Origin of the sequence: Corynebacterium curieae (assembly GCF_027570035.1) — a bacterium.
GTDB lineage: Bacteria > Actinomycetota > Actinomycetes > Mycobacteriales > Mycobacteriaceae > Corynebacterium > Corynebacterium curieae.
Genome location: NZ_JAKMUU010000002.1, coordinates 26,131 through 51,255, shown reverse-complemented (window position 1 = coordinate 51,255; position 25,125 = coordinate 26,131). Strand labels below are relative to the sequence as shown.

At 58.2% G+C, this 25,125-nt stretch carries 23 protein-coding genes and 1 pseudogene; 16 read left to right on the top strand and 8 right to left on the bottom strand.

Going from position 1 to position 25,125, the window contains the following annotated elements:
• Position 1: 1 nt before the first annotated feature.
• Complete coding sequence (locus L8V01_RS04460; RefSeq protein WP_269945948.1) at positions 2 to 2,011, bottom strand: maltotransferase domain-containing protein; 2,010 nt, start codon at positions 2,009 to 2,011, stop codon at positions 2 to 4.
• Between the two features lie 58 nt (positions 2,012 to 2,069).
• On the opposite strand from L8V01_RS04460, the gene L8V01_RS04455 reads away from it, so the two are divergent.
• Genes L8V01_RS04455 through L8V01_RS04430 form a run of 6 tightly spaced genes read left to right on the top strand, consistent with a single transcriptional unit; the run spans position 2,070 to position 7,717 of the window.
• Positions 2,070 to 2,891 carry an ABC transporter ATP-binding protein gene (locus L8V01_RS04455; RefSeq protein WP_259886113.1) on the top strand — a complete coding sequence of 274 codons (822 nt, stop codon included), beginning with the start codon at positions 2,070 to 2,072 and terminating at the stop codon, positions 2,889 to 2,891.
• Positions 2,888 to 3,715: an NUDIX hydrolase gene (locus L8V01_RS04450; RefSeq protein ID WP_269945947.1), complete on the top strand. Its 828-nt coding sequence runs from the start codon at positions 2,888 to 2,890 to the stop codon at positions 3,713 to 3,715. The genes L8V01_RS04455 and L8V01_RS04450 overlap by 4 nt, the downstream gene beginning before the upstream one ends.
• On the top strand, positions 3,712 to 4,845 hold the full coding sequence (locus L8V01_RS04445) for a THUMP-like domain-containing protein (RefSeq protein ID WP_269945946.1): 1,134 nt from the start codon (positions 3,712 to 3,714) through the stop codon (positions 4,843 to 4,845). Before L8V01_RS04450 ends, L8V01_RS04445 begins: the two co-directional genes overlap by 4 nt.
• Before the next feature lie 24 nt (positions 4,846 to 4,869).
• On the top strand, positions 4,870 to 5,652 hold the full coding sequence (locus L8V01_RS04440; RefSeq protein ID WP_269945945.1) for an electron transfer flavoprotein subunit beta/FixA family protein: 783 nt from the start codon (positions 4,870 to 4,872) through the stop codon (positions 5,650 to 5,652).
• Between the two features lie 8 nt (positions 5,653 to 5,660).
• A complete protein-coding gene (locus tag L8V01_RS04435; RefSeq protein ID WP_269945944.1) occupies positions 5,661 to 6,602 on the top strand; it encodes an electron transfer flavoprotein subunit alpha/FixB family protein in 942 nt (313 codons plus the stop codon).
• Positions 6,602 to 7,717: a cysteine desulfurase family protein gene (locus L8V01_RS04430; protein ID WP_269945943.1), complete on the top strand. Its 1,116-nt coding sequence runs from the start codon at positions 6,602 to 6,604 to the stop codon at positions 7,715 to 7,717. The genes L8V01_RS04435 and L8V01_RS04430 overlap by 1 nt, the downstream gene beginning before the upstream one ends.
• Here the strand turns inward: L8V01_RS04430 and L8V01_RS11940 are convergent.
• Positions 7,714 to 8,883 carry an HNH endonuclease signature motif containing protein gene (locus L8V01_RS11940; RefSeq protein ID WP_269945942.1) on the bottom strand — a complete coding sequence of 390 codons (1,170 nt, stop codon included), beginning with the start codon at positions 8,881 to 8,883 and terminating at the stop codon, positions 7,714 to 7,716. The genes L8V01_RS04430 and L8V01_RS11940 overlap by 4 nt on opposite strands.
• Positions 8,884 to 9,093: 210 nt before the next feature.
• Between L8V01_RS11940 and L8V01_RS04420 the strand changes: the two genes are divergently transcribed.
• The gene (locus L8V01_RS04420) at positions 9,094 to 10,254 is read left to right on the top strand and encodes a glycoside hydrolase family 25 protein (protein WP_269945941.1); all 1,161 of its coding nucleotides are present in this window, start codon (positions 9,094 to 9,096) and stop codon (positions 10,252 to 10,254) included.
• Here L8V01_RS04420 and L8V01_RS04415 read toward each other — a convergent pair.
• Positions 10,235 to 11,070, bottom strand: a pseudogene (locus L8V01_RS04415) (spermidine synthase). The gene L8V01_RS04420 and the pseudogene L8V01_RS04415 sit on opposite strands and share 20 nt — an antisense overlap.
• Before the next feature lie 94 nt (positions 11,071 to 11,164).
• On the opposite strand from L8V01_RS04415, the gene mnmA reads away from it, so the two are divergent.
• Both mnmA and L8V01_RS04405 read left to right on the top strand, forming a co-directional pair.
• A complete protein-coding gene (gene mnmA / locus L8V01_RS04410) occupies positions 11,165 to 12,250 on the top strand; it encodes a tRNA 2-thiouridine(34) synthase MnmA (protein ID WP_269946210.1) in 1,086 nt (361 codons plus the stop codon).
• The gene (locus L8V01_RS04405) at positions 12,251 to 13,168 is read left to right on the top strand and encodes a uroporphyrinogen decarboxylase/cobalamine-independent methonine synthase family protein (protein ID WP_269945940.1); all 918 of its coding nucleotides are present in this window, start codon (positions 12,251 to 12,253) and stop codon (positions 13,166 to 13,168) included. It abuts the gene before it with no gap.
• Here L8V01_RS04405 and L8V01_RS04400 read toward each other — a convergent pair.
• Together L8V01_RS04400 and L8V01_RS04395 are read right to left on the bottom strand one after the other, a co-directional pair.
• A complete protein-coding gene (locus L8V01_RS04400) occupies positions 13,165 to 14,286 on the bottom strand; it encodes an ATP-binding protein (RefSeq protein WP_269945939.1) in 1,122 nt (373 codons plus the stop codon). The genes L8V01_RS04405 and L8V01_RS04400 overlap by 4 nt on opposite strands.
• A 69-nt stretch (positions 14,287 to 14,355) precedes the next feature.
• On the bottom strand, positions 14,356 to 15,027 hold the full coding sequence (locus L8V01_RS04395; RefSeq protein ID WP_269945938.1) for a 3'-5' exonuclease: 672 nt from the start codon (positions 15,025 to 15,027) through the stop codon (positions 14,356 to 14,358).
• A 45-nt stretch (positions 15,028 to 15,072) separates the two neighbouring features.
• Between L8V01_RS04395 and ligA the strand changes: the two genes are divergently transcribed.
• On the top strand, positions 15,073 to 17,142 hold the full coding sequence (ligA, locus tag L8V01_RS04390; RefSeq protein WP_274707309.1) for an NAD-dependent DNA ligase LigA: 2,070 nt from the start codon (positions 15,073 to 15,075) through the stop codon (positions 17,140 to 17,142).
• Between the two features lie 10 nt (positions 17,143 to 17,152).
• Here the strand turns inward: ligA and L8V01_RS04385 are convergent, their stop codons facing one another.
• Positions 17,153 to 17,812, bottom strand: a complete 660-nt coding sequence (locus tag L8V01_RS04385) for an ACT domain-containing protein (RefSeq protein WP_269945936.1) — start codon at positions 17,810 to 17,812, stop codon at positions 17,153 to 17,155.
• Positions 17,813 to 18,016: 204 nt separating this feature from the next.
• Here L8V01_RS04385 and gatC point away from each other — a divergent pair, with 204 nt between their 5' ends.
• From gatC to L8V01_RS04370, 3 genes are all read left to right on the top strand, one after another.
• A complete protein-coding gene (gene gatC, locus L8V01_RS04380) occupies positions 18,017 to 18,313 on the top strand; it encodes an Asp-tRNA(Asn)/Glu-tRNA(Gln) amidotransferase subunit GatC (protein WP_005327681.1) in 297 nt (98 codons plus the stop codon).
• Positions 18,314 to 19,801, top strand: a complete 1,488-nt coding sequence (gene gatA / locus L8V01_RS04375) for an Asp-tRNA(Asn)/Glu-tRNA(Gln) amidotransferase subunit GatA (RefSeq protein WP_269945935.1) — start codon at positions 18,314 to 18,316, stop codon at positions 19,799 to 19,801.
• 86 nt (positions 19,802 to 19,887) lie between these two features.
• Complete coding sequence (locus tag L8V01_RS04370) at positions 19,888 to 20,382, top strand: META domain-containing protein (RefSeq protein ID WP_269945934.1); 495 nt, start codon at positions 19,888 to 19,890, stop codon at positions 20,380 to 20,382.
• A 69-nt stretch (positions 20,383 to 20,451) separates the two neighbouring features.
• Here the strand turns inward: L8V01_RS04370 and L8V01_RS04365 are convergent, their stop codons facing one another.
• Complete coding sequence (locus L8V01_RS04365) at positions 20,452 to 20,775, bottom strand: hypothetical protein (RefSeq protein ID WP_269945933.1); 324 nt, start codon at positions 20,773 to 20,775, stop codon at positions 20,452 to 20,454.
• A gap of 47 nt (positions 20,776 to 20,822) precedes the next feature.
• Here L8V01_RS04365 and L8V01_RS04360 point away from each other — a divergent pair, with 47 nt between their 5' ends.
• The 3 genes from L8V01_RS04360 (at position 20,823) to L8V01_RS04350 (ending at position 24,317) form a co-directional block, all read left to right on the top strand.
• Complete coding sequence (locus tag L8V01_RS04360; protein ID WP_269945932.1) at positions 20,823 to 22,199, top strand: DHA2 family efflux MFS transporter permease subunit; 1,377 nt, start codon at positions 20,823 to 20,825, stop codon at positions 22,197 to 22,199.
• Positions 22,200 to 22,223: 24 nt separating this feature from the next.
• Complete coding sequence (locus L8V01_RS04355) at positions 22,224 to 23,255, top strand: ATP-dependent 6-phosphofructokinase (RefSeq protein WP_269945931.1); 1,032 nt, start codon at positions 22,224 to 22,226, stop codon at positions 23,253 to 23,255.
• Positions 23,256 to 23,333: 78 nt separating this feature from the next.
• Positions 23,334 to 24,317, top strand: a complete 984-nt coding sequence (locus L8V01_RS04350) for a bile acid:sodium symporter family protein (protein ID WP_394371664.1) — start codon at positions 23,334 to 23,336, stop codon at positions 24,315 to 24,317.
• Here L8V01_RS04350 and L8V01_RS04345 read toward each other — a convergent pair.
• On the bottom strand, positions 24,314 to 25,099 hold the full coding sequence (locus L8V01_RS04345; protein WP_269945929.1) for a DUF4261 domain-containing protein: 786 nt from the start codon (positions 25,097 to 25,099) through the stop codon (positions 24,314 to 24,316). The two genes, L8V01_RS04350 and L8V01_RS04345, sit on opposite strands and share 4 nt — an antisense overlap.
• Positions 25,100 to 25,125: the final 26 nt, after the last annotated feature.

The window sequence follows — 25,125 nt, the reverse complement described above, 5'->3', positions numbered from 1 at the left end:
TTTAAGGGCGATAATCGGTCACGTCGCGCCAAGCGAGCTGTTCTTGAAAGGCGTGGTCGGCGTGGGGCAGGACAAAGACATGGGCGACGTCGCGAAGCGGTTCCAAGCGCACAAAGTTGCGCTCTGACCAGTGATAGGCAGATCCGGTAATGGTGTCTTGCACGGTATAAGACTCGCCGGGGTGTCGGCCGATAGCCCGCATATCTACGGACACGGTAGCCTCCTGCGCGTTGCGCGGATCCAGATTGACCACGACGAGGACCACGTTGCCGGTGGCCGGATCCGCCTTGGAATAGGCAATGATGGCCTCGTTGTCGGTGTCATGGAAACGCAGGGTGCGCAATTGCTGCAATGCGGGATTATCGCGGCGAATCTGATTGAGTAGCCGGATATAGGACTCCAAGGAGTCACCGGACTTTGCGGCCGCGGCAAAATCGCGCGGGCGCAGTTCATACTTCTCAGAGTCGAGGTATTCTTCCGAACCCGGCGCTACCGGGGTGTGCTCGTACAGTTCGAAGCCGGAATAAACACCCCACAGAGGTGACATGGTGGCAGCTAGGACAGCGCGGATGGCAAACATGGCGCGCCCTCCGGTTTGCAGGGACTCGTGCAAAATATCCGGGGTATTGACAAAAAGATTAGGGCGGCAGATATCCGCTTGCTCCACGTGCATCTGGCCGAAGTGGGTTAGCTCGTGCTTGGAGGTCTGCCACGTGAAATAGCTATAGGACTGGGAAAAGCCGGCCTTGGCTAGGCCAAAAAGACGGGGAGCGCGAGTAAAGGCCTCGGCTAAAAAGATGACATCCGGATGGGTGGCGTGCACGCGAGTAATCAACCAATCCCAAAAGTTTGCCGGCTTGGTGTGCGGATTATCCACGCGGAAGGTATTTACCCCAGCTTCGACCCAGATCATCAAGGTTTCATAGATCTCGTAGTAGATGGAATCCGGTGCGTTATCGAAGTTGAGCGGATAGATATCCTGGTACTTCTTCGGTGGATTTTCAGCATAGGCGATGGTGCCATCCGGAAGAACGGTGAAAAATTCTGGGTGGGTTTTCGCCCACGGGTGATCGGGCGATGCCTGCAGTGCGAAATCGAGCGCAACTTCGAGACCAAGCTCTTGGGCGCGGGAGACGAGTTTTTTAAAATCCTCCATTGTGCCCAAGTCCGGATGGGTGGTTGAGTGGTCCTGGATGGCCCACGGGCTTCCCACATCCCCGAGCTCTGCAACGACCGAGTTATTCTTTCCCTTGCGGTGTACTTCTCCGATGGGATGGATAGGCGGAAAATAGACGGTATCGAAGCCCATATCGGCCACGCGTTCCAAGGCCTTGGCTGTGGTCTCAAATGTACCGTGAACAGGGTTGCCCTCTTCATCCCAGCCGCCCGTTGAGCGGGGAAAGAGCTCGTACCACGAGTTATACAGCGCAGCGGGGCGTTCCACATAAACCTCGTGGATTGCACCTTCCACCAGAAGGTCCCGCAGCGGGTGCGAGTGAAGGATATCTGCCACTTCATCCGAAAGCGCTACCTGCACCCGCTTGTCGACGTCCTTTGACTCATCTGCCAAATCCCGCGCGGCCGCAAAAAGCGGTGCCACCACATCAGACGGGGTTTGCAAAGCGGCCCGAGAAAACAGCTCCGCGCCATGGTGGAGGTCATTGGCCAACTCGGCAGCGGACTGCCCAGCCGCCATCTTTTTGGTTACTGCATTCTTCCACGTGGCGATGGGATCGGACCAGGCATCGACTCGAAAAAACCAGGTGCCTTGGGTACCTGGAGTAAACACGCCATGAACGCGATCTTGGTCGTGTGGATCCGCCTGCATGGTGACGGAGGACGTTGCCGTGGTACGTGCCGCCCATGCGGACAAGGTAGCCGAGACTGCGTCGTGGCCCTCGCGCCACACTAGAGCGGTGACGGGAATTACCTCGCCTACAACGGCTTTGGAGGCTACAGAACCAGCGGAAATAAGTGGGCGGACATCGTCAATACCAAGGCGAGTAGTCATGCCCATAAGACTAATGCAGCTGTGTCAATTTCACCGGCCAAAGAACAAATCAGTCACAATGGAAGGCGTGAACGACGTAACTCCTACTGATCAAGACTGGCTCGTAGATTTCCGCGGCGTTGAGCTGCGCCGGGGTGGCAAGACTCTCGTGGGTCCTGTGGATTGGCAAGTAGAGCTCGATGAGCGCTGGGTCATCATTGGGCCCAACGGGGCGGGCAAGACTTCCTTGGTACGCATGGCCGCGGCCGAACAATTCCCCTCGAAAGGCACCGCCTTTTTGATGGGTGAGCAAATCGGCAAGACGGACATGCGCGATCTGCGCGCGCTCATTGGCATTTCCTCTGCGGCGGTGCAATCGCGGATCCCAGACAACGAGCGCGTAGACGATCTCGTTGTCTCCGCCGGTTACGCAGTGCTCGGCCGGTGGCGGGAGGAGTACCAAGACATGGACTTCTCCCGCGCTGATGACATCTTGGCGCAGGTAGGTGCGACCCATCTGAAAGAACGCACATGGGGAACACTGTCCGAAGGCGAAAAGAAGCGCGTAGTCCTAGCCCGTGCCCTCATGTCCAACCCAGAGCTGCTCATCCTCGATGAGCCTTCAGCCGGAATGGATCTGGGCGGCCGCGAAGACCTAGTGGGATACCTCGGCGATCTAGCCATGGATCCCGATGCCCCAGCGATTGTCATGATCACCCACCACGTGGAGGAAATCCCCTACGGCTTCACCCACGCCATGCTGCTAGATGAGGGTAAGGTAGTGGCAAAAGGCCTGATTAATTCCGTCCTTACCTCCGAAAACCTGACTCGCGCCTTCCACCAGCCCATCCAGGTGGACCGCATTGGACAGCGATACTTCGCCCGCCGAGCTTCTCTATGACCAATCCTATCCATGACCGTCTAGATGCCATCGACGCCAGCGATACCACCGGCTTTAATGGTGGGCGCTTGGCGGCAACGGTCCTGCTGTTGCGGGATGGCGCTGACGGTCTTGAGGTTTGGGTCCAAGAACGGGTTCACACCATGCATAATTACCCGGGGCATTCGGTGTTTCCCGGAGGGGGAGTAGATCCACGCGACTTTCCACCTCGATCTTGGGACTCGGGCGAGCTGTGGGCCGGTAAATCAGTAGTTGCGATGGCCCGGCGAATGGGTGTGACAAAGTACAAGGCCCATGCCCTTGTCTTTGCTGCTGCGCGCGAGCTCTTTGAAGAGGCCGGCACCCTTTTTGCTATACGCGAAGACGGCATTGTCTCTAATGCGCGGCGCTATCACAAGGAGCGCAAGCTACTGGAAAACCACACCATTTCCTTTACCGAATTCCTCAGCAATAACGGCATGCGGGTCGACACCGATATGCTCCTTCCCTGGGCGCGTTGGGTGGGAAAAGGCAAGAGCCACTGGTTCGATACTTTTTTCTTCGTTGGGGTTTTGCCCTCCGGCCAAGAACCAGACGGGGATACCGATGAAGCTGATGATGCCGGATGGTTCTCCCCGCAGCTCATCCTGGATGGCTGGCGCGCCGGGCTGGTACGCCTAGTCATTCCTACGTGGGCGCAAATGCAGAGGTTGAGCAAATACTCCTCAGTCCAAGAAGTCTTAGATGATGCGTCCTTTTCTGATCTGCGCCCCGTTATTGGGGATCCCCGCGAGGATTCCCGGTACCGCGAATTCTTTTCCACCACCCCTTTAGACCGCATATGAGTTATACCCCCGCAGAAGTCAGCTTCCTGATGGACCACCATGAGGAGATAGTTAGCCTCGATCTCGCCTTGACCAAGGCCTCCCGGCTCAAAGATGCCGAAGTCCTCAAAGAAAAATTCGGCGACTTTGGCCGCGCAGTTATGGAGTTAGTGACTGCGCGTAATTCGGGCAAGCTTCCCCACAATTGGCTGATGGATGCTGACTCCGCCCAGCAAGCCACTCCCATCGGCGTTGCTGCATATCGCATGAGCTTCCTTGCGGAACAGGGAGTTCATACCGTTCATGATCTCACCTGCTCCATCGGTACGGAAGGCTATAATTGTCCGTTTGACTACTTCGGCTCGGATCTGGATGAGTCGCGGGTCAGGATGGCGAGGTACAACCTCTCTTCGTCCAAGATATTCCGCGCGGATGCGCTCACCACGACTACGACTGCCGATGTCCTCCTTGCAGATCCAGCCCGCCGTGCTGGTGGGAGAAGGATCACGCGGCCGGGAGATTTGGTGCCGCCGCTTCCGGAGGTCGTCGATAAGCATCGCGGCAAGGAGCTGGCCATTAAGTGCGCGCCCGGGCTTGATTTCAGCGAATGGGATGGTCTCGTTATCGTCGCGAGCGTCGATGGGGGAGTAAAGGAAGCCTGCCTATACACTCCTGGTCTTGGTACGGGGCGAAATGCGGTGATGATCCGTGGTGAAAAGATAGATGTTCTCGATGACCAAGAAACAAACCTGCCAGAGGCCGGCGATATTGGCAGCTACCTGATTGATCCGGACGGTGCCATCGTTCGTGCTGGCCTAGTTCGGCACTACGCGGCTAGGGAAGGGCTGCACCAAATCGATCCGCGCATCGCGTACCTAACAGGCGAGAGGATCCCGGAGGGAACTTCCGCATTTCCATTCATAGAAAAAGTACCCCTAAAGAGATTAAAATCCGTACTTAAATCCTATGACGCGGGAAGCCTGGAAATCCTTGTGCGCGGGGTAGAAGTGGACCCTGACCAGCTGCGCAAGAAGATGAAGCTGAAAGGAAAGAAGCCCTTTGCAGTAATCATTACGCGAATTGGCTCACAGGGAATCGCCTTGCTCTGTCAACCCCGAGTATCATCGTCCGAGGATAATTACGCAACATAAATATATCGGAAAGGTGAGTGCCCAATGCCAACTATCGTGGCTCTGGTCAAACACGTGCCGGATACGTGGTCTACCAAGACCTTGGAAGATGACCACACCCTGGATCGCACCTCCGTGGATAACGTCATTGATGAAGTCAATGAATACTCCGTGGAACAAGCCCTGCGCCTGCGCGACGATAATCCTGATGCAGGGTTCAAGGTGGTAGCGCTGACCATGGGTCCAGCCCAGGCGGACGAGGCTCTGCGCAAGGCACTGGCCATGGGCGCCGATGATGCGGTGCTCGTCTCCGATGACTCGCTGGCCGGCGCGGACGCACTGTCGACCGCATGGACCCTTAATGCTGTGCTGAACAAGCTTGACGACGTCCAGCTGATCACCGCAGGCACTGAAGCATCTGATGCCTCCACCGGCCTCCTTACCGGACTGCTCGCCGAATACCGCCAGCTGCCAGCCCTTACCGCCCTACACAAGGTAGAGCTAGTTGACGGCACCTTGCATGGCACCCGCGATGATGCCCGCGGCACTTGGGAGCTAGAAGCGCCACTGCCGGCGATCGTCTCCGTGACCGATAAGAGCGACAAGCCGCGCTTCCCCAATTTCAAGGGCCTCATGGCCGCCAAGAAGGCGGAAATTACAACTTTCTCGCTGGCTGACCTGGGCATTGAGGCAATCGCACCTACTACTTCCGTTACGGCCGCTGAGAAGCGCCCACCGCGTACGGCCGGCGAAGTCATCTCCGAGCCCAACCCGCAAGATGCAGCGAAGAAGATCGCTGACTTCCTGTCCGCAAAGAACTTGATTTAGGAGTAGATATGTCTCACGTTTACGTACTAGTTGAGCACGATGCGGATAAGGTCCTTCCCGTTACCGGCGAGCTGATTACGGCCGCACGCGAACTGGGCACGGTGTCCGCAGTGGTCGTCGGCAAGCAAGCCGATAAGTTCGATGCAGACCTTGCCGCCCTCGGTGCCGCGCAGGTGGTTCAGGCAACAGCCGAGGATTATGATCAGCGTTTCCTTACCCCAGAGGTCGATGCCCTGCATGCCCTCGGCGCAGCTAACCCCGCGCCCATCGTGTTGGCTGCAACTCCGGCGAATAATGAAATTGCCGGTCGACTTGCAGCTCGCCTCGCTTCTGGTGCGCTCGTCAACGTCGATGCCATTGCTGCCGATGGCTCTGCCCAGATGACCATTTTTGGTGGTTCCTATGAGACCACCTCTACCGCCGCTGGACAGTGCCCGATTTACACCCTCCGCCCAGGCGCGGTTGAGGCCGCACCACAGCAGGTAGAGGCACAGCCGGCGCCGATGCCACTGCCGGCCGCTACGGGCAAAGATGTTAAGGTAACCTCCTTCACCCCGGCCCAGAAGTCCGCACGACCGGAAATCACCGAGGCCAAGGCGGTCGTGGCCGGCGGCCGTGGCGTGGGCAACGAATTTGGAACCGTAGTCGAGCCGCTTGCCGATGCTCTCGGCGCTGCTGTCGGCGCCACCCGCGACGCAGTCGATGAAGGCTTCTACGACGCCGCCTATCAGATCGGCCAGACCGGTGTTACCGTCTCGCCTGATCTCTATATCGGTTTGGGCATCTCCGGCGCTATCCAGCACACCTCGGGCATGCAGACCTCCGGCACCATTGTGGTGGTCAACCAGGATCAAGATGAGCCGTTCTTCCAGATCGCTGACCTCGGCGTCGTGGGTGACCTGCATGAAATCGCCCCAGCTCTCACCGAGGAACTGAAGGCCCGCAAGTAATGCCGTACTACTTCGATTACGCCGCTACCCAGCCGATGCGCCAGAGCGCGATTGATGCTTGGGTGGCAGCGGCTGGCTCCCTTAATTCCGGAGCCCAGTATGGTTCCGGCCGAAAGGCTCGGTCTGTGCTCGATGACGCCCGCGAAAAAGTTGCCTCCCTCCTTGGCTGCGAGCCAATCGAGGTCATCTTCACTTCCTCGGGCACCGAAGCGGACAATATCGCCATCCAGGGGCTCTACGCGGCTGGAACTACGAACCGCATCATTTCCACCGATATAGAGCATCCCGCCGTGCGCGATACCGTGGCTAAGCTGCAAAAATCCGGAGCGGCCGTCGACTTGCTTCCCGTCGATCGTTCTGGGCACATCGCAGATTTGTCAGCTCTAGACACGCTTGCCGACGTCGCCACTTGCATGTGGGCCAATAACGAAACCGGCGCCATCCAGCCCATCGAAGATATCGCCTCCCGCGCAGGTGCCGCCGGCACCCCCGTGCACGTTGATGCGGTGCAGGCCGTGGGCAAGGTCCCCATTAACTTTTCCGAGCTAGGGATCACCAGCCTCGCCGCCAGTGCCCATAAGTTCGGCGGCCCTCGCGGCATCGGTCTGCTATTGGCCAAGCGCAGCCCTGCGCCCCAGCCGATTGCCTACGGCGGCGGGCAAGAGCGCGGAATCCGCCCTGGAACCGTCGACGTAGCGAGCGCCTCCGGTCTAGCTGCGGCGTTGGAAGAATCCGTCGCGGAAATTTCTACTCAGAGTGAGCGAGTTTCTGCGCTCCGCAATAAGCTGCGTGACGGAATCCTTGCCACCATCGATAACGCGGTGGTCAATTCCGCTGAGCCGTGCCTGCCTTCCCACCTGCACGTCTCTTTCCCCGGCGCTGATGGAGATAGCCTCATCATGCTGCTGGATTCCCTGCAGATCGAGGCTTCCACCGGCAGTGCTTGCAGCGCAGGCGTAAACCGTATGTCTCACGTCCTCGAGGCAATGGGCGTTAGCGAAGCTGAAGGTATTGGCTCCCTGCGCTTTACTCTCGGTCGGCTTACTTCGGAAGAAGACGTCGACTACGTGTTGGCTCATCTTCCTGAGGTAATTTCACGAGCCCGCTCCGTCTAGCTATCATTCCTTTCCTTAGCCGCTGCCCTCCGGGCGGCGATAGCTTGGCCGACCGTAAGCGCCCAGTTCTTGTTCTTGGGCGCTAGCGGTCCTTGTGGCTCGTCATATTCCCACCGGCCATCGTCAAAGAGCCACACAATGTCTCCGGTGTGCGGGTCCATTATGTAGAAGGCACCGCCGTCGGTCTTGATGTTGTGGTGATGCTGGCATAACGATGCCAAATTGCTACCCGCCGTTTTCCCTCCCTTGGAATGGTCAATGCGATGGTCCTTTTGGCAGGTTTCTGCGGGGCGGTTGCAGCCCGGCCAACGGCACACACCATCGCGGCCTTCCACGTAGGCTCCAATGAGCGGGGGAGTAACGTAACTTTCGCTCTCCATTTCTTTGGCCAAATCCATGTTCCGCGTCTGGGTGGGGTGCAGATTGTCTGCGGTGTCTGGGCTTATCCATCCGAATCCCCGGATAAACGCGGGTGCAGCCTCCAGATCGTGGGCACGGTACATGTGTAAAACCACCTTAGCCCGCGATTCAATCTCGCCCAGGAGCATTTTGGCCAGCGCCTCTGCCTTTGAGAGGTTATGTTCTTCGGCAGCCTTACAGACGTGTTCATCGATAGCTATCAATGTAGCTTCATCGAATTCCACTGCTAGCCCGGCCTTGCCGCCAAAGCTGGGGTAGGTGAAATAGGAGTCGTTCCGCGCGTCAGTCTCCTCGGCTTCTTCGGTATTCGGGTTTTCAACAGCGATGAGGCCATTGAGCTTTCGACGCAAATTCGTATTCGAAGGCAGTACCTGTCCGGGCCTCGTGGGAGTCAGGTAACGTGCCAGCTCTTGGTCTATCCGCTCAAGAGTTTCGGTAGGGATGTCACCGAGCTTGCTAAGTACGGCGTCGATAGTAATAAGGCGAGAGAAATCCAGGAAATAATAGGTTTCTTGCAGCGCCATCGTAAGCGGCAGCTCAGCCAGCCGGTATAGCGCCATGGTTATATCTCGCGTGCGCCGCTCGCTCAATCCCGTGCGGGTGGCGAGGGTGTGGCAGGAAATGTCGAAATCATCTTCTAGGCCTGGCTTAACCTCGTTCCAGAATAGGTAATCTTGTTTTCTATTTTCGGTGGCTCTAACTGCTATGGGATCTTTGGGGTCATTAACTACGTAATAAGTATCCACGTCTAATTTCCCCCATTATTAGAACTTGTGTGTGTCTTTTCATGTCTCCAATTCTAAGTGGGCAATTGGCTATTCACAATAGGAAAGGGGCAAAAATGTGTTCTAAAAGGTGACATTCCCACTAAAATAGAAACAAAAGATACAAAATTGGTTGGCAGGGGCGCGTGTTAAATGTGTGACTGAAGTGAAGACGTTGCTAGACTCACGCGCATGACATCAAAGAAGGCACTCCGAAAGAGCATTACTGCGGTGATCACCGTGGCTGCATTAGCCGTAAGTGGTACCGCTGTCGCCCAAGCGGTGAGCTTCGGTGCACCTAAGGGCGTTGACGTTGCAGCGCACCAGCATCCAGGCGGTACACCTATCGATTGGTCAAAGGTGCGTACCGACGGCCAGTCCTTTGCATTCGTGAAGGCTACCGAGGGTGGTGATTGGGTAAACCCACACTACGTAGAGGATATCCAAGCCGCTAATGCTGCCGGCCTCAAGACCGGTGCGTATCACTACGCGCGCCCGGCCGGCGACGCCAAAACCCAAGCGGCCAACTTTGCCGCGCAGGTCGCGCTGGCTCCTGACCAGACATTGCCACCGGCACTTGACATCGAGGTGGCGGAAGGAAAGTCCGCGGCCCAGCTAGAGCAGTGGATTGAAAAATTTACCAGTGAGCTTAAGCGCCTTACTGGTCGCACTCCGATGATTTACACTTACAAGTACTTCTGGATGGGGCAGATGAATAACTCCAAGAAGTTCTCGGATATGCCGCTGTGGCTCGCGGCCTACCAAGACCAAGCCCCCGATGCCGTGGGTGGGTGGAACAAGCTATCCTTCTGGCAGCGCTCTGGCTCCGGCAAGGTGGCAGGCATTCCTACCGACGTCGACATGAACCTGTTTAATGGTTCTAAGCAGCAACTGCAGTCCTTTAGCGATGGCAACTACGTAGACGTGGGCGGCGCGCTCGAGCAGCTGGTTGTGAGCGATGGCCTTGACCTGAGCTCCGATAGCACGCCACTCATTGGCGCGATCTTGGCGCTTGCCGCTGGTTTGATTGCATTGCCGCAGCTTGCCGATGCCGCCGAAAAGTCCGGCCTTGATCCCCAAGCTGCGCAGGGCTTGGCTGACTTCGTGAAGACCCTGCAGGACAAGGATGCTCTCCCGGTGGAGGACCTAGGCGATATGGCCAAGGGCGATTTCTCCGTCAGTGACCTTGCAATCTTGCTGGACAACGCTGGTCACGTCAATAACGTTAAGTCAGGCAATGTCTCCGAGTCGGAGGTATCGGAAGCAAAGAATGCGGCCAAGAAGGCCGGTGCCGATGTTCCTGATTTTGACGCGGGACAAGTAGCCACGCTGCTCAATTGCGTATTGCAGTAGCACCTGCGAAAAACGCGCGGGTCCAAGCCTCGTCCTTGTAATGGGCGGGCACGGCCCCGCCAAGGAGCGCCTTTGCCAGCTGAGCGGCTTCGACGGAGCCCTCGGCTGGCATTTCTGTATCTGAGGCCACAAGGATGATGTTCCCGTAGCGGCGGCCTTTGAGCATCGGCGGGTCGGCGATGACGGCGAGGTGGTCAAATACTTTATCCAGCCCGGCCAGTTCGCTTTTCGCTAGGTGCAGATCGGAATGGTCTCCGCAATTGGCTACATAGAGGCCACCGGATTCCAGCGACTTCTTCGCAGCTTGGAAAAGTCTACGGTGGTGAGGTTGGCCGGTGTCTTGTCGCCGGCAAAGGCATCGCGGATGATGATGTCACGGCTGGACGGTAGAAATCCCTCGGTTTCTTTGCGGGCCTCGCCGGCACGGATTTTGACGGTGGGGGAACGGGGGACGTCGAAAAGCGTGCGCACCAACTCGCCCAATTTGGCGTCGAGTTCGACCACCGTATGGCGGCTGCCCGGAAGCTTGCTGGCAAAATAGCGCGGAAGCGAGCATCCCGCGCCACCTAAGTGGGTCACGCGAAGCTTATTCGCTGGCCGAGTATTGAGGTGCTCAACCGCCGCTGCAATCCAGCGCATGTACTCGAACTCCAGCTCTTCTGGCTCGCCGAGCACGATATGGCTGCTTGGCACGCCATTAACGTTGAGGATATAGGCGCCGTCGCGGAACTCATCCGGCACGACCTCGGCTGTGCCGGTAGAAATATCGTAGGTGCCGGTGATTCCCTGCTCAGTGGAGGCTCGCTTTCTACCCATGTGACACAAGCTTAGGGAATGGATTCGATTTAAACAGCGTTGGGGCTAGGGAGTAGACTTTCGGGCCTGTAGTCAAGGTGAAATGGGGAGCACAATGCGAGTATTGGTTGCCATGTCTGGCGGCGTGGACTCATCGGTTGCCGCCGCCCGTGCAGTAGAAGCTGGCCACGAGGTGATTGGCGTACACCTTGCCCTGCACAAAGACGCGCAGCAGACTAGGGAGAAGGCCCGCGGCTGCTGCTCGTTGGAAGATTCGGCCGACGCCCGTCGCATCTGCGATAAGCTGGGCATTCCCTTTTATGTGTGGGATTTTTCGGAGGAATTTAAAGAAGAAGTCATCACGGACTTCGTAGATTCCTATGCCCGCGGAGAGACACCCAACCCGTGCTTGCGCTGCAACGAGAAGATCAAGTTCCGCGCGCTGCTACAAAAGGGCATGGCGCTTGGCTTCGATGCCGTTGCGACGGGGCACTATGCCACCATCGACGACAACGGCTATATGCGCCGTTCCTTGGACGAGAATAAGGACCAGTCCTACGTGCTCGGTGTGATTTCGGCCGAAGAGTTGGAACACTGCTTTTTTCCGATTGGCGATACCCCCAAGCCACAGATCCGCGAGGAAGCCGCAGCACACGGTTTTTCCACCGCGAAGAAGCCGGATTCCTATGACATTTGCTTTATTCCAGACGGCAATACGCAGGCCTTTCTGGGTGCACGCATTGGGCTTCGCCCCGGCATGATCGTGGATCAAGAGGGCACAGAGCTCAAGGAGCATGATGGCGCATGGAACTACACCATCGGCCAGCGCAAGGGCCTGGACATTAAGGCGCCGGCTGCCGACGGCCGTCCCCGTTACGTCACCGATATTGATGCCGCTACCGGCACGGTTACTGTCGGTGCCCGCGAGGACTTGGCCGTGACCTCGATTCAGGCCGATCGCCTAAAGTACCTCCATCCAGGCATGGATGGGGACTTTGAGTGCGAGGTTCAGGTGCGTGCACACGGCTCTGTGGTGCCTTGCACCGCGCACGTTGACCGCAATGCGGATCAGATGCGCCTCGAGCTTAAGGAGCCGCTATCCGGTGTCGCGCGCGGCCAGGCCGCGGTGCTGTATTTGCCTTCGCCGGACGAGCTGGGCGATATCGTCATTGGCTCTGGCACCATCTGCGGGACGGCCTAGATGACCGGCTTTGCACTCGGCCCCATGCCCGGTACTTCCGTGGCAGAGGCGGCGGACATCATAATTAGCGAGACCTCACTCCCTGCCATTCCGCAACTCCCCGATAGGGGACTGGGGTCTGATGCAGTTGGACGCACAGCCAGCATGCTCGAGGCCATCAACATCGAACGCGGGCCGCGGTCGTGGCGCATGACTACGCGTCCGCAGCTTTTGACGCGGCGCACCTGGGATCGCTTAGAGCGCGACCTGGATGAGGTCCAGGAGGTCTGGGGTGAGGCCGTTCCTCGAATCAAGGTACAAGCCATGGGGCCATGGTCCTTGGCGGCGAGCATTGAGCTTTCCGACGGCCACCGCGTCCTCACCGACTCCAGTGCTTTCGCTGAGCTTTCTGACGCCCTAGCGCATGGCCTCCGTGCCCATGCCGACGAAGTGGCGAGCCGTTTCCACGGTGAGGTCCAAGTACAACTCGATGAGCCACTTTTGGCGGACGTTATTGCTGGGCGGATTCCGGGAACCACGGACTTTGATTCGATACCAGCGGTTCCAGAGGAAGTCATTTTAGAGAACCTTCGAGGCTTCGAAGCGGACTATTTGCACGCAGCGCCCCTCTGGGCGGTGGCGCGCGCAGCAAAGACATTTTTGGTTGATTCGCGTTTTCGACAGTGGCTTTCCACCCCAGAGCACTATGACGGTTTGGGCGAGCACCTCAGCGCGGGCCGCCGTATCGGCTTAGGCATTTCCGGTACCGATGCGAGAAACGAGGCGATCTCATTAGCTGCCCACCTCGATCGCATTGGCATGCCGCGTGAACTGTTGGTTGATCATTGTGATGTTTTCCCCATTGCGGCTTCCGCTAGTGCGCTGCGCTCTGTAAGTGAGACCGCCGCCATCCTCGTCCGCGATGCTGGCGATCTCTAATCGACGCGCCCGCGGCTATCCGTGGTGGTGAAGTATTCGCCCATATAGGGAATGACATAGCGCAGCTTGCCGTGTGCGGTGGGCTCGATGAGGTCGGCGTCGATAAGCCGCTGGCGAGTGGCCGACAGTGAACGCACCGTGCGGTCCATGTGACCGGCGATGTCGGCGATGGTGGCTACGCTGTCCACCTCGACTGCTGCCATTGCTTCCAGGAATTCCCGCTGGGCCGGCGGAAGGGCCATCGTCGCAGGCTGGTGCACCTGCGCACCCATGATTGATTTTGCATCTGGGGCGATGGAGGCGATTGTTTGCTGGGAAATGCCGCCTTCTTGGTTGCGGCGACTGCGCTCCCACGCCAGCGAACCTACCAATTGCACGAGGTAGGGGTAGCCGCGGGTGAGCGCCGCGGCGTCTGTGATCGCCTCGCGGCTAAACTCCAGCCCTGACCCCGATGCTGTATGTTCGAGCGCCTGCTCCGCATTGGCTGGCGACAATGGCCCTAGCACGAACTTCTGGGCCCGACGCAGGAACGTCACCCCGGGCAGATCCAACAGGTGGTTGACTCCTTGCGGAAGACCCGCGGCCACCAAAGCGATATCGATTTCATCGCGCACCAAGTCTTGGTAGGCCACGGCAATGGTGGTGAGTTCTTCGACGTCGGCGTCTTGGACCTCGTCGATGGTAAGGAGGATGCCGGTGCCTTTAAGCTCGGCGGAAAGCTCGCGGAGGCGAGTATTCAACGTGGGAGTGAAGCGATCTTCTTTTTGATGATCAAAGCCGATCGACCCCACGCCGCCGATACCGATGCGGCTGATTTTCTTCTTATCGCTTGGCGAGAGCTGTTCAAGGAGTCTCGGGATGGTGGTGTTGACCAGTTCCTCCACCATAGTGGAGCGCCCAGAAGCGCGCAGCGTTACCCAACCGCGCGCTTCAGCAATGTCTTCCAGCTCGTTGATGAGGACCGTCTTGCCAATGCCCCTTGCACCGCTCAGCACCATGGAGCGGGAAGCATTGCCTGCCGAGCCGTCCAAGGCAGTGCGGAAATTATCGAGCACTATGCCGCGGCCGACCCAGAACAGGGGTGGGGCGCCGAATGTGGGGCGGAATGGGTTTTCCATGCGGCTAGTGTAACTCGTGCTGGTGGAGATTTGGGAGACTTTCGGCTCAAAGTGGAGATTTGGGAGACTTTAGCCGATGAGCGGCCACGCCGTCGAGACATCCGAGGCATCGCGGCCCTTGCCCTCTAGGTATTTCTTGAAGGCGACGCGGTCTTCGTACCACTTGACTGCCTGGAACTCCATGAGTTCGTTTTCATCCATCTGTGCCAGGTTAGGGTAGTGCTGGCGTACCTGCTTCCATGCCACGCGGGCGGCCGCGAGGGCGTCGGCAGTAGCTTCGTGGGCATTGCCCAACTCGACGCCGTAGTGCTCGCACACTGCGCCCAGGGTGCGCTTGCCCTTGCGCCACTTATCGCTGACACGGTCGATCACATAGGGGTCATAGACTGGGCCGGTTACCGTGAAATCGCCAGTGAGGCTGCGCAATACGGTGAGATCAAAGGCAGCGTTATAGACAATGAGTGTCAGGCCGTCCTCCCACGCGGCCTTGATGGATTCGACCGTATCTTTTAGAACATCCTCATGCGGGCGGCCCTCGGTGCGGGCCTTTTCCGTGGAGATGCCATGCACGTTGGTTGCTTCCTGTGGAATCTCAATTCCGGGATCAGCCAGGTGCTCTACTTTTTGCACCTCGCGGCCGTCAATGCGGACTAGGGCAGAGGTGACAATGCGGGCTTCCTTTGGATTGGCCGAGGTGGTCTCAAGGTCGAAGGCGAGCATGCGGGAGGCGTCGAAATTCATGATCCATACCTTAGTAGCTAGCCCCGACACGAGGGATGGCTACACTTGGGCAGCGTGACTAATCCAGTTGATCTGCACCGTGAATGGAATGACCTCGCGCAGGAAGTGCGCCGCCACCGCAACCTGTACTACAACGGTGAGCCGGCTATTCCCGACGCCGACTTTGATGCCCTCTTCCAGCGCCTTCTTGCGCTCGAAGAGGAGCACCCAGAGCTTGCCGTGCCCGATTCGCCCACCCAGCAGGTAGGTGCTGCCCCAAGCGCCGGAGAGGACATTGAGCACCTTGAGCGCATGATGAGCTTGGATAACGTCTTTAGTGCTGGTGAGATGCAGGATTGGCTAGATAGAACTCCGGCACAGACCTATCTCACTGAGCTTAAGATCGATGGGCTGTCTATCGATCTGGTCTATCGCAATGGACGCCTGAGCACTGCCGCCACCCGAGGCGATGGCACGGTGGGCGAGGAAATCACTGCTAATGCTCGTGTTATCGAGGATATTCCGCACGAGCTGACTGGTACTGCTGAATATCCGGTCCCTGAGCTTATTGAGATTCGCGGCGAGGTCTACATGCGCCCCGGGGACTTTGCGGAGATCAACGAGGAGCGCGCGGCCGACGGCAAGGATAAATTCGCCAACCCGCGCAACGCCGCGGCAGGCGGACTGCGCATGAAGGATCCCGCCGAGGTGAAAAAGCGCCGCCTGAAAATGGTGTGCCACGGCTTAGGTGCGCGCGAGGGATTTTCACCGACCTCACAGCACGATGCTTATGAAGCAATTGCGGCGTGGGGCCTGCCCGTGTCCCCGTATACCAAGCAGGTGCACTCTGCCAAGGAAGTCCAGGACGAGGTCGCGCATTGGGCAGAGCATCGCCACGATGCCATTTTTGAGATGGACGGACTGGTGGTCAAGGTCGATGACTTGGCTTCACAGCGCGCACTTGGTTCGACCTCCCGCGCGCCGCGATGGGCCATTGCCTATAAGTATCCGCCTGAGGAAGTGACCACAAAGCTCAAGGGCATCGAGGTGGGCGTGGGGCGTACTGGGCGAGTGACGCCTTTTGCCATCATGGAGCCGGTCTTTGTCTCCGGATCCACGGTGTCCATGGCAACCTTGCATAACCAGTCCGAGGTCAAGCGCAAGGGCGTCCTGATCGGCGATACCGTTATCATCCGCAAGGCGGGCGAGATTATTCCGGAGGTGCTCGGTCCAGTGCGCGAACAGCGCGATGGTAGCGAATACGAGTGGACCTTCCCAGAAAACTGCCCGGCGTGCGGCACGAAATTGGCCCCACAAAAGGATGGTGATGCGGACTGGCGTTGCCCCAATACCCAATCGTGCCCAGCGCAGCTTTCGGCCCGCCTGGAGTACTTGGCCTCGCGCAAAGCACTGGACATTGAGGCCCTCGGTGAGAAGGGAGCCATGGATCTGATCGAAAACGGCATCCTTGTCGATGAGTCGGAGCTTTTTGAGCTCACCGCGGAAAAGCTTTTGGCCTCGGACGTCTACACGGCGAAGAAGGACACCAAGGACAAGCGCACCAAAAAGGACGGCAATGCCAAAGTAAATACGGCGGGGCAGAACCTGCTGAATAATCTAGAGGAGGTTAAAGGGCGGGACTTCTGGCGGGTATTGGTCTCTTTGTCTATTCGCCACGTGGGTCCGATCGCGGCCCGGGCCCTTGCTTCCCGCTATGGATCGATGGAAAAATTACGCGCGGCCAAGACGGAGGAGCTTGCAGAAGTAGACGGCGTTGGCATGACTATTGCGCAGTCCTTCCACGATTGGTTCGAGGTGGACTGGCACCGTACCATCGTGGACAAATGGGCTGCAGCTGGCGTGGCCATGGAGGTTGCAAGCGAGGAGCAGAAAAAGCAGACCCTTGAGGGCCTGACTATCGTGGTCACCGGCAGCCTAGAAAACTTCACACGGGACTCCGCCAAAGAGGCTATTGTCTCTCGCGGTGGTAAGGCCACCGGGTCGGTGTCGAAAAAGACCTCCTATGTGGTGGCCGGTGAAAACGCCGGTTCCAAGGAAGACAAAGCACGCGAGCTGGAAATCCCGATTCTCAACGAAGCCGAATTCCAGCAGCTACTAGAATCTGGCGAGGCCTAATTCAGTCCGGCTACTTGAGGAAGCTGCCCAAGATGGTGCCGATGTGGCCTAGATGCTCTACCTCGGAGGCGAGGTAATCAGGGCCACCGGTGCGGCCCATGGCGATAACCAAGCCGGTATCGCCCAATGGGGCGGCGGCCAAGGCGGAATCGAGAAGCGACCAGCTTTCCGGAATCCATGCATCGCGCTCGGGGCTGAGCACGCGCGCGCTTTCAACCTCGATATCGTGCGGCACGGTTCCATCATCTTCGGGGGCGGCGTTGGAGGAGGCAACTCGGTGGATGGGCTCGTTATTATCGATGACGATTGCCCATGTCGAGGTCAGCGCCCTTGGGATCGCAGCAACTACTTCCTCCATGGCGGCGGTAACATTCGTGGCATTAGCCACGCGTGCAAGTAGCTCGATTTGCCCGCGGCGATCAACGCGGCCGCTAAAGGGGCGGATGGAATCAATCTCGACGCCGTCTACGGAAGAGGCAGCGGTAATGAGGACATCGGCCATGGCACCTGTGGGCAGTTCAATGACGATGTCATCCATGACGGTTCCATCGGGGAAGTTTTCTACGATGTCGACTGACTGGATATTGCCGTCGACAAGTCCAAAGGCATCGGCAAGCTGGCCCAAGCTGCCAGGGGCATCGGGGAGCAGTACACGGATCAAAAAGGACATGGTCTCGCACGCTTTCGGTTGTTTGTAGTCCCGAACATGATACGTGCGTCACAATGGCGGCTTCAAGCAACGCAAATTTGGGGTGACGCGGCAGCCATCTCAGTTGGTGCAGTACCATGGGTCGTTAGCAATTCACATAGTACATGCTTTCAGTGAATATTTTTCACTGGCGTGTCGATTATGCAGATAAAGGATGGAGTTCGCGTGTCTGAGATTTCGCGTGATGAGGTAGCCCACCTCGCCAAGCTTTCCCGCCTGGCCTTGAGTGAGGAAGAGCTAGCCCAGTTCGCAACGCAGATTGATGAAATTGTTGATTCCGTTTCCGCGGTAGGAAACGTGGATACCGAGGGCGTGGAGCCGATGAGCCACCCGCACTCCGTGGACGCCCCAATGCGCGAGGATGTTATCGTGCGCACCCTTACTGCAGAACAGGCCTTGGACCAGGCGCCGGCCGTAGAAGACGAGCGCTTCGTTGTGCCACAGATTTTGGGAGGAGAGTAAATGTCTAACCTGACCGTTCCTGCAGAGGGGCTAACCTCCCTTACCGCCGCTGAGCTGGCCGAAAAGATTCACTCCCGGGAAATTACTTCCCGCGAGGTTACCCAGGCTTTCCTCGACCGCATTGCGGAGACCAATGAGGAGCTTAACTCCTTCTTGCATGTGGGAGCCGAGGAGGCTCTTGCGGCTGCCGACGCCGTGGATAAGGCGCTCGATGCTGGCGAAGAGCCTGCTTCCGGGCTGGCCGGCGTACCGCTGGCACTGAAGGATTTGCTCGTTACCACCGATGCGCCAACCACCGCGGCCTCTAAGATGCTGGAGGGCTACGTTTCTCCCTATGACGCCACCGTGACGAAGCGTCTGCGCGAGGCTGGAATCCCAATCCTGGGCAAGACCAACCTGGATGAGTTTGCAATGGGTTCCTCCAATGAGAACTCCGCCTTTGGCCCAGCACATAACCCTTATGACACGGAGCGCACCCCGGGCGGCTCCGGCGGTGGTACTGCGGCAGCGCTCGCTTCCGGCCAGGCGCCGCTGGGCATCGGTACCGATACGGGCGGGTCTATCCGCCAGCCCGCCGCGCTGACCAACACTGTTGGTGTTAAGCCGACCTATGGTACCGTGTCCCGCTACGGCCTCATTGCTGCTGCATCCTCCCTCGACCAGGCTGGTCCCTGTGGCCGCACCGTTCTGGATACCGCGCTGCTGCACGAGGTCATCGCCGGCCACGATGCCTTCGATGCCACCTCGGTGGATAAGCCGGTAGCCCCAGTTGTCGCCGCCGCACGCGAGGGCGCTCAGGGGGATCTTTCCGGCGTCAAGATGGGCCTGATTAAGCAATTCGAGCGCGATGGCTGGCAGGAAGGCGTGATGGAGAACTACCACGCTGCCGTCGATCAGCTGCGCGAGCAGGGTGCGGAAATCATCGAGGTTGATTGCCCGCACTTTGATGATGCGCTGGCCGCGTACTACCTGATCATGCCGTGCGAGGTCTCGTCCAACCTGGCCCGCTTCGACGGCATGCGCTACGGACTGCGCGCCGGTGATGACGGCTCCCACTCCGCCGAGCAGGTTATGTCCCAGTCCCGCGCGGAGGGCTTTGGCCCCGAGGTAAAGCGCCGCATCATGCTGGGCACCTATGCGCTGTCTGTGGGCTACTACGATGCTTACTACCTGCAGGCGCAGCGCGTGCGTACGCTCATTGCCCAAGACTTCGCCCGCGCCTTCGAGCAGGTTGATGTGCTTGTTTCCCCGACCACCCCGACCACCGCGTTCAAGCTGGGGGAGAAGGTTGAGGATCCGATGGCGATGTACAACTTTGACCTGTGCACCCTGCCGCTTAATCTAGCTGGCCTGTGCGGCATGTCCGTGCCGTCCGGTATGGCGAGCGATACCAACTTGCCGACCGGCCTGCAGATCATGGCGCCGGCGTTCGAGGACGACCGCCTGTACAAGGTGGGCGCGGCTTATGAAGCGGGCCGCAATAAGTAAATCACTGCCTGTGGGGTCGCTGGCGATTCCATAAAGGTTTGTTTACCCCCGTTGAATTTATATTCTGCGGGGGTAAATTAATGGGCATGCATTTCAAAAAGACTGCCACTGTAACGCTGTCCGCCGCTGCGCTCATGGGTGCAGGAGTTGCCAACGCCGCACAGGTACCCTCCATTGATCCAGGATTCAGCATGACCGCCCCCACCAATTCCGGCCTGATTACTCCGTTGCCACAGGGCGCAGAGAAGTTGGAACCCAAGATTGAAGGGCAGACCATCACCGGCGAGCTCCACTCCGTTAAGGAAGATGGCAAGCTTAGCGTTGCTTTTTCCAAGGATCACTCCTTGGTAATGAATGACGGTTGCAATACCTATAACACCACCTACGAGGTGGCAGAGGACGGCACCATCAGCGTTGGGGAATTTACTTCTACCCGTGTTGCCTGCGATGAGCATACGCAGGAGCTTTCCGACGCCCTCCGTGGCCTCCTTGAATCCCAGCCCTCCTTCTATAACCTGCCCGGCGGCACCGTCGCCCTAGGTAGCAACGATAAAGCGGTTGAGTTCACGGTTGTCAAGTAGCAACTAGCAGCCTGCAATATAAGAATGCGCACCACGTCTAGGGACATGGTGCGCATAATTGTGTGGGGACTATTTGGCGTCGGAAAGCGCGTAGGCCGCGCCCGCCGAGGCAGCAGTGACGCTAAGCACGGCCGGCCAGGCACCGATCTTCTTTGCTAGCGGGTGGGAGGCGCCGAATGCTCCGGCATAGAGCGCGCACAGGCCTGCAGTGGTGGCTGGGGTGGTCTTCTTGGCCCAAGAGCGGCCCGCCCATACACCTGCGGCGGCGAGGAGCACGCCGCCCAGTGGGCGGATGCCGGTCTCGCGGGCGGTTACCCAACCGCCGATAAGGCCGAGGGTGACGGTGGTGGCAGTAGAAACATCTTGGGGCTTTTTGATATCGATCATGGACATGCGGCCAGTCTAGGCCGACTCTCCTAGGCCCGCTAGACTTTATGGCCATGACTGTGGAGACGCATCTGCCGCCCGAGCGCCAAGCATGGCGCGCCATGCTTGCCCTATCTCTGGGCTTCTTCGTTTCTCTTTTGGATCAATCCATGGTGGCGGTGGCTTTGCCGGATCTGCAACGCGAGCTCAATGCGAGCGTTAACCACACCATGTGGGTATCCGCCGCTTATCTCTTGGCGGTGGTGGTACCCCTTCTTTTTACCGGCCGCTTAGGCGATGTCTTGGGCCAACGGCGGATGTTTTGTATGGGCGTGGCCGTCTTCGGTGTAGGCGCGCTGGGCTGTGCTTTGGCCCCCATCGTGGAGGTGCTTATCGCCGCTCGAGTTGTGCAAGGCGTGGGCGCTTCGCTGCAGATGCCACAGACGATGTCCGTGATTAATCGAATTTTCGCTCGCGAGCGGCGCGGACGCGCATTAGGGGTATGGGGCGTGATTGGTTCGGTCGCGGCCTTGGCCGGGCCACTCGCTGGCGGCTATCTGGTAGGGAATTTCGGCTGGCAGGCCGCTTTTTGGGTGCATATTCCCTTCGTGGTGTTAGCTATTGCATTCGCGCTTTTGTGGGTGCCTGAGCTGCCCACCACCGCGCAGTCAATCGATGTGGCCTCGGCCATTATCTCCCTACTTGCACTGGCTGCGATAGTCTTTGGGATTCAACAAGGCCCCGTGCTTGGTTGGGGCTGGGCAGTCTGGCTGATTTTGCTTGTCGGGGTAGTAGCTAGTGCATGGTTCATCCGCCTGCAGGTTACCGCTTACACACGCGGATCAAGCCCGTTGGTGCCATTGGCGCTCTTTCGCAACCGCAACTATGTGGCAGGTTCGGTAGGCATTATCGCTATGGGATTTATGGCGGCGGCCGTCATGCTGCCTATCATGTTTTGGTTGCAGACCGTTCAAGGAATTCCGGCGGGAGAGGCCGGCATCATCGTGGCACCAATGGCACTGGTATCGCTGTTGATGTCCCCGGTAGCAGGAATAATGGCCGATAAAATCAATCCGCGTTTGCTGGGCGCGATCGGTTTTTCCATCCTTATCCTCTCCCTCTTCGCGGCATGGTGGGTCATGCAGGCAGATGCCCAGGCCTGGGTGCTTGGACTGCCTATCGCAGGTTTAGGAGTGGGGCAGTCCTTTATCTGGGGTTCCAATGCGGCAACCACCTTGCGTGATGTTTCGCCGCAGCTTATGGGGGCTGCCTCCGGTGTGTATAACACCTCCCGTCAAGTGGGATCTGTGCTGGGCGTCGCTCTCGTCTCTGCGGTAATGCAAACGGGCAGCCCAGAGGCAGCCATTATTAATTCGCTATTCGCCATCGTGGTTGCGCTGGTGGTCGGCCTGGTTTCCGCTCTATGCTTTCGGAACACTCTGCAGGGCTAAAATTCGCGCGCTAAATTGGTAGGTATGCGTCTAGGTGTTTTAACGTCCGGTGGCGATTGCCCCGGCCTCAATGCTGTAATCCGTGCGGTAGTGCGTACCGCATCCAACGAGTTTGGAGATACCGTCGTCGGTTATGAGGACGGTTGGGTCGGCCTGATGGAAGATCGCCGCCGTGATCTTTATGACGATGCAGAAATCGACCGTATTCTGTTGCGCGGCGGCACCATCTTGGGCACCGGCCGTCTGCACCCGGATAAGTTCAAGGCTGGCCTCAACCAGATTAAGTCCAATATGGCCGATGCCGGGGTGGATGCACTTGTAGCCATTGGTGGTGAGGGAACCCTCAAGGGCGCAAAGTGGCTATCCGATAATGGGGTGCCGGTGGTAGGCGTTCCAAAGACTATTGACAACGATGTCAACGCCACCGACTACACCTTCGGCTTCGATACCGCCGTGTCCGTGGCTACCGATGCCATTGACCGCCTGCACACCACAGCGGAATCCCATAACCGCATTCTCATCGTGGAGGTGATGGGCCGCCACGTAGGCTGGATTGCTCTGCACGCCGGCATGGCAGGCGGAGCGCATTACACGGTGGTGCCAGAAGAGCCCTTCGATATCGCCGAAATTACCAAGGCAATGGAACGCCGCTTCCAAATGGGTGAAAAGTACGGCATCATCTGCGTTGCAGAAGGTGCCCTCCCAAAGGAAGGGACGATGGACTTCGAAGCCGGCGGAGTCGACCAGTTTGGCCACCAGACCTTCAACGGTATTGGCCAGGTTATCGGTGATGAGATTAAGGCGCGCACTGGCTATGACGTGCGCACGACGGTACTTGGGCACATTCAACGCGGCGGTACGCCGACTGCTTATGACCGCGTCCTTGCCACTCGATACGGTGTACATGCAGCCCGTGCTATTCACGAGGGTAAATCCGGCATGTGTGTTGCCCTACATGGTGAAAATATTGACTTGGTCCCGCTAGAAGATGCCGTGGGACAATTGAAGACGGTGCCGGAGCAGCGTTATCGAAATGCCCAAGCACTCTTCGGCTAAGAGTCAATGATTTTCGAATTTTAATTTAGCGCTCCCACTAAGTGGGGGCGTATTCTTTTGCCCATGAGTATCGATAGCATGACAGATAATCGGGTGGAGGCGCGGCCCGCGCCCTCTTCAGCACAAGACCGCCAAGCGTTCATCGCAGCGCTAGGCTTTCCCGTGCTTGTGATTATCGGCGGAGTAATTGGCTACCTCGCGCCGGACACCGCAGCTTCCTTCGCCCCGCAGGTCACCCCGCTGCTGGGAATCGTCATGTTCGGTATGGGGTTAACCCTTAAGCCGGTGGATTTTGCCCTAGTGGCACGCAGGCCTCTTCCGGTGCTCATCGGAGTCGTGGCTCAGTTTGTGATCATGCCGCTGGTAGCGCTGATGGTGGTTGCGGTCATGGACCTGCCTGATGAGGTGGCGGCCGGCGTCATTCTGGTGGGCTGTGCTCCTGGCGGCACGAGCTCTAATGTGGTCTCTTACCTTGCCCGCGGTGATGTCGCTCTTTCAGTAACCATGACGTCAATTTCCACGTTACTTGCGCCGGTTTTAACCCCCTTGTTGACCTTGTGGTTGGCGGGGGAGTATATGCCAGTCTCCGCTTCAGCCATGGCGTGGTCCATCGTCAAGGTAGTTCTCATACCCGTCGTTGCCGGCATCCTTATAGGCATGCTATTTCCACGCGTGGTGGCGAAAATTAACGCGGCATTGCCGTGGAACTCGGTTGCCGCGATTTCCGCCATTGTGTGCATCGTGGTCGCCGGTGCGCACGACACGATCGCTACGGCGGGTGCGCTGGTCTTTGCGGCCGTAGTTATCCATAATGCCTGTGGCTATCTGCTGGGCTACCTCGCAGGAGCGGTTACAAAACAGCCTATTACCGCCCGTCGCACCATGGCCGTCGAGGTGGGCATGCAAAACTCCGGCTTGGCGACGTCCCTGGCATCGACCTACATGAATCCATTGGCTGCCCTGCCCGGTGCTGTCTTTTCCGTGTGGCACAACCTTTCCGGTGCGGTACTGGCAGCCATCTGCCGCTATTCGGATTCTCGTAAGGGCGGAAGGATTCGCTAGAAATTAATCGTGACCGCGGGAAGAGACTCGTCTACAAACCAGGGCTCTTTCGCCACGGTCAGCGGGGGCTGGCCTTGCTCGAAACTTAGGGTGTCGCCGCCTTTTACGGTGGCACCCTGGAGAACGTGGTCTGCAATATTAGCTAGCTTGTAATAAAGATCGGTGGGATCCATAGATTCGGTAGCCGCCTGAATTTCGGGGTGTCCGGCTTGGATGAGCCCAACGGTATAGCCCAAGATCTTATTGTCTTTTTGGGTAAGCCACACTGGGGCGATGTGCATCGGGGCAAGGTTGTCGCGAACGGCCTCGAGGAAAGTATTTGGTGCGATGGATACGTTGCCGCGCGGATTGTGGACTATCAAGCAGTCAGGGTGTTCGGCTACCACGGCAGTAGCCTTGGAGAGCAATTCGAGGTGTTCGCGGCGGGCTTCGCGGAATTGCTTCGCGCGGTCTTGCTCGTCATTCTGCGCAAAAACAGTGACGAGGATTTGTGCAGTGGCGGAGTCGAGACCGCGGGCATCCGCGCTCAAAATGGGGTGAAGGCCATAGCTATCGCGGGTGGGAGGGGTGTCGACGGCTTGGTAGTGCAATAAAAATGAATCATCAAGCTCAACCATGATGCTTCCTGGGTTCTTACCGGGCGTGATTTCTCCCAGGCGATCTCCAAAAGTGGTGGTCAGACGCTCGCTTACCTCTTCGGGGGTGGGGGCAGTGCGAAAGACTGCAATGTTGATCAAAGGGGCATCGACGAGCGTGGCATCAACGCTATGTGGTGTAGTCATAATATTCAGCTTAGGGGCGTGAGCGC

What these genes read in the sequence shown, in the direction of transcription:
- L8V01_RS04460 (WP_269945948.1), bottom strand. Translation starts at nt 2,011, where the DNA reads ATGACTACTCGCCTTGGTATTGACGATGTCCGCCCACTTATTTCCGCT.
- L8V01_RS04455 (WP_259886113.1), top strand. Translation starts at nt 2,070, where the DNA reads ATGGAAGGCGTGAACGACGTAACTCCTACTGATCAAGACTGGCTCGTA.
- L8V01_RS04450 (WP_269945947.1), top strand. Translation starts at nt 2,888, where the DNA reads ATGACCAATCCTATCCATGACCGTCTAGATGCCATCGACGCCAGCGAT.
- L8V01_RS04445 (WP_269945946.1), top strand. Translation starts at nt 3,712, where the DNA reads ATGAGTTATACCCCCGCAGAAGTCAGCTTCCTGATGGACCACCATGAG.
- L8V01_RS04440 (WP_269945945.1), top strand. Translation starts at nt 4,870, where the DNA reads ATGCCAACTATCGTGGCTCTGGTCAAACACGTGCCGGATACGTGGTCT.
- L8V01_RS04435 (WP_269945944.1), top strand. Translation starts at nt 5,661, where the DNA reads ATGTCTCACGTTTACGTACTAGTTGAGCACGATGCGGATAAGGTCCTT.
- L8V01_RS04430 (WP_269945943.1), top strand. Translation starts at nt 6,602, where the DNA reads ATGCCGTACTACTTCGATTACGCCGCTACCCAGCCGATGCGCCAGAGC.
- L8V01_RS04420 (WP_269945941.1), top strand. Translation starts at nt 9,094, where the DNA reads ATGACATCAAAGAAGGCACTCCGAAAGAGCATTACTGCGGTGATCACC.
- mnmA (WP_269946210.1), top strand. Translation starts at nt 11,165, where the DNA reads ATGCGAGTATTGGTTGCCATGTCTGGCGGCGTGGACTCATCGGTTGCC.
- L8V01_RS04405 (WP_269945940.1), top strand. Translation starts at nt 12,251, where the DNA reads ATGACCGGCTTTGCACTCGGCCCCATGCCCGGTACTTCCGTGGCAGAG.
- L8V01_RS04400 (WP_269945939.1), bottom strand. Translation starts at nt 14,286, where the DNA reads ATGGAAAACCCATTCCGCCCCACATTCGGCGCCCCACCCCTGTTCTGG.
- L8V01_RS04395 (WP_269945938.1), bottom strand. Translation starts at nt 15,027, where the DNA reads ATGAATTTCGACGCCTCCCGCATGCTCGCCTTCGACCTTGAGACCACC.
- L8V01_RS04385 (WP_269945936.1), bottom strand. Translation starts at nt 17,812, where the DNA reads ATGTCCTTTTTGATCCGTGTACTGCTCCCCGATGCCCCTGGCAGCTTG.
- gatA (WP_269945935.1), top strand. Translation starts at nt 18,314, where the DNA reads ATGTCTAACCTGACCGTTCCTGCAGAGGGGCTAACCTCCCTTACCGCC.
- L8V01_RS04370 (WP_269945934.1), top strand. Translation starts at nt 19,888, where the DNA reads ATGCATTTCAAAAAGACTGCCACTGTAACGCTGTCCGCCGCTGCGCTC.
- L8V01_RS04365 (WP_269945933.1), bottom strand. Translation starts at nt 20,775, where the DNA reads ATGTCCATGATCGATATCAAAAAGCCCCAAGATGTTTCTACTGCCACC.
- L8V01_RS04360 (WP_269945932.1), top strand. Translation starts at nt 20,823, where the DNA reads ATGACTGTGGAGACGCATCTGCCGCCCGAGCGCCAAGCATGGCGCGCC.
- L8V01_RS04355 (WP_269945931.1), top strand. Translation starts at nt 22,224, where the DNA reads ATGCGTCTAGGTGTTTTAACGTCCGGTGGCGATTGCCCCGGCCTCAAT.
- L8V01_RS04350 (WP_394371664.1), top strand. Translation starts at nt 23,334, where the DNA reads ATGACAGATAATCGGGTGGAGGCGCGGCCCGCGCCCTCTTCAGCACAA.
- L8V01_RS04345 (WP_269945929.1), bottom strand. Translation starts at nt 25,099, where the DNA reads ATGACTACACCACATAGCGTTGATGCCACGCTCGTCGATGCCCCTTTG.